The organism is Flavitalea antarctica (assembly GCF_054461535.1).
Genome location: NZ_JBTLQG010000050.1, coordinates 25,060 through 33,131, shown reverse-complemented (window position 1 = coordinate 33,131; position 8,072 = coordinate 25,060). Strand labels below are relative to the sequence as shown.

General features: G+C 41.3%; 9 protein-coding genes and 1 tRNA gene. 6 read left to right on the top strand and 4 right to left on the bottom strand.

All coding sequences use genetic code 11. The features are described from left to right. Positions 1 to 50 precede the first annotated feature (50 nt). The 3 genes from ACX0G7_RS25510 (at position 51) to ACX0G7_RS25500 (ending at position 884) form a co-directional block, all read left to right on the top strand. A tRNA-Arg gene (locus tag ACX0G7_RS25510) sits at positions 51 to 124 on the top strand. A 99-nt stretch (positions 125 to 223) separates the two neighbouring features. Next, complete coding sequence (locus ACX0G7_RS25505; RefSeq protein WP_458926369.1) at positions 224 to 484, top strand: GIY-YIG nuclease family protein; 261 nt, start codon at positions 224 to 226, stop codon at positions 482 to 484. 163 nt (positions 485 to 647) lie between these two features. After that, a complete protein-coding gene (locus tag ACX0G7_RS25500) occupies positions 648 to 884 on the top strand; it encodes a GIY-YIG nuclease family protein (RefSeq protein WP_458926368.1) in 237 nt (78 codons plus the stop codon). Here the strand turns inward: ACX0G7_RS25500 and ACX0G7_RS25495 are convergent. Then, a complete protein-coding gene (locus ACX0G7_RS25495; protein WP_458926370.1) occupies positions 797 to 1,237 on the bottom strand; it encodes a hypothetical protein in 441 nt (146 codons plus the stop codon). The two genes, ACX0G7_RS25500 and ACX0G7_RS25495, sit on opposite strands and share 88 nt — an antisense overlap. A 407-nt stretch (positions 1,238 to 1,644) precedes the next feature. Between ACX0G7_RS25495 and ACX0G7_RS25490 the strand changes: the two genes are divergently transcribed. From ACX0G7_RS25490 to ACX0G7_RS25480, 3 genes are all read left to right on the top strand, one after another. Continuing rightward, positions 1,645 to 3,516 (top strand): amidohydrolase, encoded by a 1,872-nt coding sequence (locus ACX0G7_RS25490; RefSeq protein ID WP_458926367.1) that lies wholly within the window; start codon positions 1,645 to 1,647, stop codon positions 3,514 to 3,516. Positions 3,517 to 3,531: 15 nt separating this feature from the next. Then, positions 3,532 to 3,708 (top strand): hypothetical protein, encoded by a 177-nt coding sequence (locus tag ACX0G7_RS25485; RefSeq protein ID WP_458926366.1) that lies wholly within the window; start codon positions 3,532 to 3,534, stop codon positions 3,706 to 3,708. A 379-nt stretch (positions 3,709 to 4,087) separates the two neighbouring features. Then, positions 4,088 to 4,987, top strand: coding sequence for an NAD-dependent epimerase/dehydratase family protein (locus tag ACX0G7_RS25480; protein ID WP_458926365.1), 900 nt, complete (start codon positions 4,088 to 4,090; stop codon positions 4,985 to 4,987). A gap of 23 nt (positions 4,988 to 5,010) precedes the next feature. Here the strand turns inward: ACX0G7_RS25480 and ACX0G7_RS25475 are convergent, their stop codons facing one another. From ACX0G7_RS25475 to ACX0G7_RS25465, 3 genes are all read right to left on the bottom strand, one after another. Further along, positions 5,011 to 5,742, bottom strand: a complete 732-nt coding sequence (locus ACX0G7_RS25475; RefSeq protein WP_458926364.1) for an SDR family oxidoreductase — start codon at positions 5,740 to 5,742, stop codon at positions 5,011 to 5,013. A 526-nt stretch (positions 5,743 to 6,268) separates the two neighbouring features. Then, positions 6,269 to 6,985 carry a hypothetical protein gene (locus ACX0G7_RS25470; RefSeq protein WP_458926363.1) on the bottom strand — a complete coding sequence of 239 codons (717 nt, stop codon included), beginning with the start codon at positions 6,983 to 6,985 and terminating at the stop codon, positions 6,269 to 6,271. A gap of 3 nt (positions 6,986 to 6,988) precedes the next feature. After that, positions 6,989 to 7,957, bottom strand: coding sequence for a hypothetical protein (locus tag ACX0G7_RS25465; protein WP_458926362.1), 969 nt, complete (start codon positions 7,955 to 7,957; stop codon positions 6,989 to 6,991). Positions 7,958 to 8,072: the final 115 nt, after the last annotated feature.

Sequence of the window (8,072 nt, the reverse complement as noted above, 5' to 3'; positions counted from 1 at the left end):
GATAGAGCATCCCGTTCAGAGAACGGGAAGGTCATAAGTTTTGAAATATTGGTTCGGTAGCTCAGTTGGATAGAGCAACTGCCTTCTAAGCAGTAGGTCATTGGTTCGAATCCAATCCGGATCACACTAGTCGACAAACATAACGCTCAAAAAGAGCGTCTTTCATTCTGAAAGATGTTTGTTCGAATAATTAAAAGTCGACTTTAAACAGTCGACTTTTTTTATGCCTTACACCGTCTACATTTTACATTCCGATCAACTCAGCAAGTATTACGTCGGTCATACCGCCGATTTAATTAAGCAAAGGCTTCGCCGTCATCTCACCGATCACGATGGTTTTACATCGAAGGCAAAAGATTGGCAGCTCGTATATCAAGAATTTTTCGAGGATAAAAAATCAGCCGCAACCCGCGAGCGTGAAATCAAAAGTTGGAAAAGCGCTAGACGAATCACAGCATTGATTGAAAATTCGAAATCCAGGTAGCTCAGCTGGATGAGCATCCCGTTCGAAGAACGGGAAGGTCATTGGTTCGAATCCAATCCGGATCACACTAGTCGACAAACATAACGCTCAAAAGAGCGTCTTTCATTCTGAAAGATGTTTGTTCGAATAATTAACAGTCGACTTTAAACAGTCGCCTTTTTTTATGCCTTACCCCGTTTACATTTTGCAATCCAGGCAACTCAACAAATTCTATGTCGGTCATACCGCCGATTTAATTGAACAAAGGCTTCGCCGGCATTTTTCCGATCACGATGGTTTTACATCGAAGGCAAAAGATTGGCAGCTCGTCTATCAAGAATTTTTCGGGGATAAAAAATCAGCCGCACCCGCGTGCGTGAAATCAAAAGTTGGAAAAGCGCTAGACGAATCACAGCATTGATTGAAAATTCGAAATCCAGGTAGCTCAGTTGGAAGAGCATCCGTTCGAAGAACGGTAAGGTCATCGGAATTCAACCTTCGTGGCTGTACATCTTTGAAACTTTTCTTCAGAAATTGTCCGGCAGCAACAGCGGCGATACCGGCAGCAATAACAATAACGGCACCACATTGGTCAGCAGACAAAGCAAGAGCAGCTTTTTGCAACCCTGCGACTTCTATACCTGTTTGTATAAAGATCTTTACCAGCTGCGTTAACATGTCACCCAGACCAGTTCCAAATGCCTCGACTATATTTAAGTTCCATCCTGATAAAATATTACCATTATCTTCCCCCGAGTGCAACCGCTGCATCATTTACACCTTGATTAATCACTGCAGCACGATCAATAGAAATTTGTCCGGCTTTTTCTTTTGCAGTATTTGCTCTGCGGGCCCATCGCGTGAAGGACGGGCTTGAAGTAGTCTGTATCTATAGAATTATCTGGGGTAATTAACTCGGCAATAATTATTTCAGGAACTTTGGTTTTGAATTCTGCGGTGAATTCCGCTTGCTGGACTTACTCATTTTCACTGATTTTTCGATGACAAATTTAATTTATCAACCTCTCCGAAAAATGGGTATATTATAATTAATACCGGCACACATTCAGTTCCAAATAACAATCCAGTAGTTCCAGTGGTGAGCGCCATAAAATGGATGAAATAACATGTTTGCCTTCAGTGACGATAAAAGAGTTTTTAGATCATATAAATTTAAGTGTATGTATAAAAAATGGTCATTGAGCTTGTCGGCTGCGGTTAGTATATTGTTTATTGCTGATGCGCAAACACTGCAGGATATAGGAAGTGAAATGAAGTATCCGCCACAGGTTACAATTTATACCGCTAAAGAAATTATCACGATGGACCCTCAAAAGCCGAAAGCTGAAGCAGTTGCGGTAGTGAACGGCAAAATTATCGCGATTGGCACTCGTGAAGAAGTAGGGAAAATTTTAGGAAATCAACCTGCAAGACTGGATAAAACCTTTAATGACAAAATAATAGTTCCTGGTTTTATTGCACAACACGACCACCCCGTACTTGCTGCGCTGACAATGGCTTCAGAAGTATTGTCTATCGAAGATTGGGCTTTGCCTTCTGGAACTGCTAAAGCCGTAAAAGATAAAAACGATTTTGTGACGCGGCTGTCTGCTGTAGAAAAGAAAATGACCGATCAGGATGAGCCATTGGTTACCTGGGGCTACCACCCTAGTTTTTACGGACCACTTGTTAAAGCGGACTTGGATAAGATAAGTAAAACACGGCCGGTATTAGCCTGGCTACGCAGTTGTCACGAAATTGTGATGAATAGTGTGGCAATTAATAAATACGGCGTAACGGCTGACTTTATTAAAACCTGGGGTGAGACACCTCAAAAACAATCCGTACTCTCCGATGGCCGATTTTGGGAACAAGGCATGTTTGCAGTTGCGCCAAAAATAGCCACCGTACTGGCTACACCAGAAAAATTGCAAACTGGTCTTGGTATAATGAAAGAGTACATGTTATCCAAGGGGGTTACGTTTGGCAACGAACCCGGGGGACTTTTAGTAAAACCTTTGCAGGAAGCCGTGAACTCGGTCATGTCGAGCGATGAAATGCCCTTCCGCTGGAGTTTTATGGCCGATGGAAAAACCCTTTGCGATAAATTTAAAGATGATGCACAGGTATTGGAAGAAACCCGAAAGTTAGAAAGCTGGTATAATGGCAAAACCTCACTGGCCAAAAACCAAGTGAAGCTTTTTTCCGATGGAGCAATTTACTCCCAGCTAATGCAGGTGAGAGACCCATATACCGATAATCACCACGGCGAATGGATGACCGACCTCGATGTTTTTGAAAGGGCTTTCCGTATCTATTGGGATGCTGGTTATCAGCTACATGTTCATGTAAATGGTGATGCAGGATTAGACAGGGTACTCAACTCATTAGAAAAAAACATGCGCCGCAATCCTCGCTATGCCCACCGTACTGTAATAGTACATTTTGCAGTTAGTCAAAAAGACCAGGTGGACCGCCTGGCAAAACTGGGTTGTATCGTAAGTGGCAATCCTTATTATCCTGTTGCTTTAGCAGATAATTATAGCAAAAGCGGCTTAGGCCCTGACCGTGCCGATAATATGGTGCGTATGGGCGACGTGGAAAGAGCTGGCGTATCTTTTTCCTTTCATAGCGATATGCCGATGGCTCCTGCTGATCCGCTGTACCTGATGTGGTGTGGCGTAAACAGGATCACAACATCTGGTCGGGTAGCTGCTGCCAACCAAAAAGTAAGTAGGGAAAATGCCTTGAAAGCGGTAACTATTGAAGCAGCCTATTCATTAAAAGTAGAAGACCAGATGGGCTCTATCTCAGCAGGTAAACTAGCCAACTTTACAATCCTTTCTGAAAATCCTGTCACCTGCGATCCTTTAACAATTAAAGACATTAAAGTCTGGGGAACTGTAGTGGAAGGAAAAAAACAACCGGTTGGAATGAAAAATTCCAAAAGCTCGCTTGGATTTCATGATGTAAGGCAATCAGAAGAAATTTCTATAGCAGCGCTAAACCAGGTTATGAAAATTCTGGCTGCTCATGATAACAAAAGACATTAATAACATACAGAAAAAGTGAAAAAATATCTAATTCTCACGGCCTTAACCGCATTGTTTTTCAGTTGCAACAATAACGTAGGTGATAAAACGACAACTGATTCGTCAGGTACAACTACGGCAACAATTGGAACAGCCATCATGTACTATGGTGATCAGATCGAACAACGCATTCGTCGTCATCTGAGCGAATGATGGCTTTACAGCAAAAGCTAAAGACTGGGTGATGGTGTATTTTGAACTTTTTCCTGATAAATCGTTAGCAGGTAAAAGAGAAAGAGAAATCAAAGCCTGGAAAAGTTCGTCCCGGATTAAAGCACTGGTTCAAAACTATGGCAAATAAAGCATCCCACTTCTGAGTTTAGACGAATGTTGGTCGCCTATCACTTCAACTAATAATGTATTCTGTCGACATCTTCTCGACATGGACTGCATCGAAAGCAAAACAAGGCTTGCCGATTAGGGCATCAGATGCCATTGCTCTACATTTGTCATCACTGATACTAAAACAACGTGCATATTTGCACCATACAAATTATTAACTGCCAGATAAAACATTATAAACTTAAGATGCATGACTAAAAAACGAATATTATTTACCGGGGGATCGGGAAAGGCAGGAAAACACGTAATACCTTACCTTCTGGACCAGGGGCATAGGGTGATGAATGTAGACCTGGTGCGTTTAGATTACCCAGGGGTGGATAATCTGAGAGCCGATATTACGGATTCCGGACAAATGTTTAATGCCATGAGTTCGTATGCAGGGTTAGATGAGTTGGAACCAGGTAAAGGTGTACCACAATTTGATGCTGTAGTACATTTCGCGGCTGTGCCCAGGATCTTAATTACACCTGATAATGAAACTTTTCGGGTCAATACCATAGGCACTTATAATGTGATTGAAGCAGCCGTTAAGCTCGGAATCAAAAAGATCATTATTGCTTCGTCGGAGACCACTTACGGTATCTGTTTTTCAGACGGCAAAACAGATCCTCATGTGCTGCCCTTAGAGGAGGACTATGATATTGATCCCATGGATAGCTATGGATTATCGAAGGTTGTGAATGAGAAAACGGCACGAGCTTTCCAGCGGCGGTCAGGCTTTGATATCTATGCCCTTCGTATCGGAAATGTGATTGAGCCTCACGAATACGCTGAACTGTTTCCGCACTATTTCAAAAACCCTGAACTGCGACGCAGAAATGCTTTCTGTTATATTGATGCACGTGACCTGGGACAGATCGTGGATTTATGTTTGAAAAAAGATGGTCTTGATTTTCAGATTTTCAATGCGGGTAATGATCACAATGGCGCAATTATTCCCAGCAAAGAATTGGCTGAGGTGTTTTTTCCTGGTGTGCCGATTACCCGTGAGTTGGACGAACATGAAGCCCTGTTTTCAAATCGCAAAATCCGTGAAGTTCTGGGGTTCAAAGAAGAACATAACTGGCGGAAATATGTGAAGATGTAACACAATGCCCGCTTGCGTTGCCTCTATAATGACTCACTCATAGTGCGCATTTGAATTTCAATAATTCTCGAACCCGGTGCCTGGGTACAAGCTAATAATACTGCGTCCGCTACATCCGTTGCTTCGAGCATGCCGGATTGGGCGACGCTTTCTTCGGTGCGGCCAGCACCAATAGCAAACTCTGTTTTTACGCCACCAGGGCAAATTACGCCAACCTTAATACCGCCTGGTCTAAGTTCTTTATCAAGCGATTGGGCAAAACCTACCTGCGCAAATTTGGTGGCACAGTACACTGCCTGGTTCGGAAACCCGTAAAGACCTGCCATGGATGAGATCATAATGATCGTACCTTGTTTCTGCAATAACATTTGCGGCACCACTTGCTTGGTAAAAATAAAAGTGGTACGCATATTAGTATTCATCAGCTGGTCATATTCTTCCAATGATGTTTCGGTAAGATTTTTATAATTGCCCATACCGGCAATGTTTAAAAGAATATCAATTCTTCCTTCTTCACGCAGAGCGGTTTCCACGCATCGTTTAGCGGTTGCTTCGTCGTTCGCATCACCGACAATTGAATACGCTTTCGTACTCAGTGCATTGATTTCAGATGCTAACGCGTCCAGCCTATCCTGGCGGCGGGCTGTTATCACAACCCTGGCTCCCTCTGCGGCAAGTGCAAGAGCGGATGCTCTGCCTATTCCCGCACTGGCACCTGTTACAATGTCGACCTTACCGGTTAATTTTCCTGGCATACTTACAATGTTTTAACTGTGTTCTCCATGATTAACTTGTATTTCATAATTTGCTCGTATTCCCCGTGATTTACTTGCATTTTCCATGATTTAACTGCATTCTTCATAATTCAACTGTATTCTTCGCCAATTTCTAAATAAAATCCAAATTCTCATGACAAGTCAGGCAATATACTCTGGCAAGTCAGGCAATATCATTTTAGCTAAGACAAATTAGTGAATAGGTACTTGATCGTTTAAAAAAAATTGAACAAAAGTAAAATATCGTTCTCAATAATTAGACCGCTGAAAAAAACCAATCCGGATTCAGAATCACGATAGGCTCTTTAGGCTACATTCTATCACAATCATGTAGCACTATAGTAATGAGTAACTGTAGTGAACATCCCGATTAATAGATCTTATCTTCAGGCAAATTCAAATCTGTGAGCTCAATAAGATACATAAGGGAATTTGTGTATTTGGGATAGACATGCCCTTTTCTATTGGTAACTTTGTATTTTCCATCGATAGCAGCTTCCAGCATTCAAAGTGACCCATCAGCGGAAATACTTGAATAATCTCCCGTGATCATTGACCAATAGTCGATCGTGGTGAGCGATTTTTCGAACTTCTTCCACTGCCGTGTGGTAAGATTTTTCTTGAATTCCATCGTGGAGTAAGCAATGTTAACTGAGTCAATAATCACTGGTAGTTTCCAGGAAATAATAACCTTCCGATTAATCTTCTGCATTTTTATGACTACCGGATCGTCAAAAGATCTTAACCAAAGAAACCTATACACCTTGCCTTTGTAACCGGCACTCAATATTGGCTCTTTAAACCAGGCTAATACTTCTGAGAACCCATCAAGCTCATGTTTTGCTGATCTCAGTGTTGCGATCATATCAACGGTATAATCAGTTATCCATTTCGTACTGTCCCTCAAAAAGGGTTCGACAGGGAAATACCAATTGTATTTGCTTGATACAGGAATTCCTTCCGTATTAGTACTTACCTGGTAGCTGAATTTTTTATAGATATTTACTGTATTGGAATCTTCCAGGTAACTGGAAAGCTGAATAACCGGATATTTTAATACTGCAAGTTCTGCCCTGTCAATAGAAATACACCTGGTAAACCATTTTCTTGCAGTGCTGCCATAATAAGTGTTTGGTTGTTGATGGAATAAATGATAATAGGAAAGCGCAAGGTGATAATTTACATAGTAATTGTTACTGTCAACTTTCACTGCTTTTTTCAATAACTAAATCCTTGATGAATCTTCAATACTTGCCAAAGGATGCCTGAATTTCGCATTAATCAGATATGCCTGTAAACTGTCCGGGTAAGTGTGAATTAAATGGTCAAAAAAAAGGGAACAACGACTGTAATCTTCGCGCCTGCTGCAGTTTTTTAGTAATAGTTGAATTTGTGTTTCGTTGAATGGATCTTTTAAAAGTGAATCTTTAATGGCCAGGTAAGCGATTTCAAGTGCCCGCTTAACAGAATTGGTATCCTCCTCCCGAATATTTTCTAACTCTACATCCGCCACCACAAAATGACGGTCGGTCGTATCCACCGGACGATCATAAATATTCACACTGGCAAGTGTGCCCTCCCGTTGGTATTGAAATATCTCGTCGATACTATTTCCTAACACCGGTATTGCTCTGTCTTTTTTAATCTTATAAAATGGTTCGGGATAGTTTATATCTATTTCCTCCCTCGTCATTCCTTTTGTATTATAAAAACCGTTCCTGGTAAACCTGATTTTCTTTGGCTTCAGGGATTTTTGGCCCGCCTGCCTGATGTCATATTTTGGCATATATGTACACACCCACTGATTCTTTACTGTTTTACAAACATCAAAGTATAAATCTCCCCATAAAACAAAATCTTCATTTTGCCCAGTGTCTTTGGTTAACATCAAAAGCTGATACTTATTCCTTTTGAAAGATGAATCATAGTCCACCTGTATCACTTCTAAACTGATGGTATCGCCCGGGTAGTTTCCGCATACCCTTTCAAGAATTCTATACGTTGCCGAAAACCTGGCTTCGTTAACATGTTGTCTCGCTGAAACTCTTTTTGCATGCAGCAGTTCACCTATAAAAACGAATAATTTTTGGGGTGAGTCTGGTTTTTCGTTACACCCCGTTGTCTGGGTTTGGCAATTTCCAAAAGATGAAAATGTGAGGAGACTAATAAATAAATTTAATATTCGGGCTTTCACGAAAATAGGGTTGTGGTTAAAAAGCTAATCTCTAAATCAACGAAAAATCATGTTCCATGTTTTATATAAGAGTTGTACCAATTCATGCTTCGCAATGAACCAATCTAAATCTATA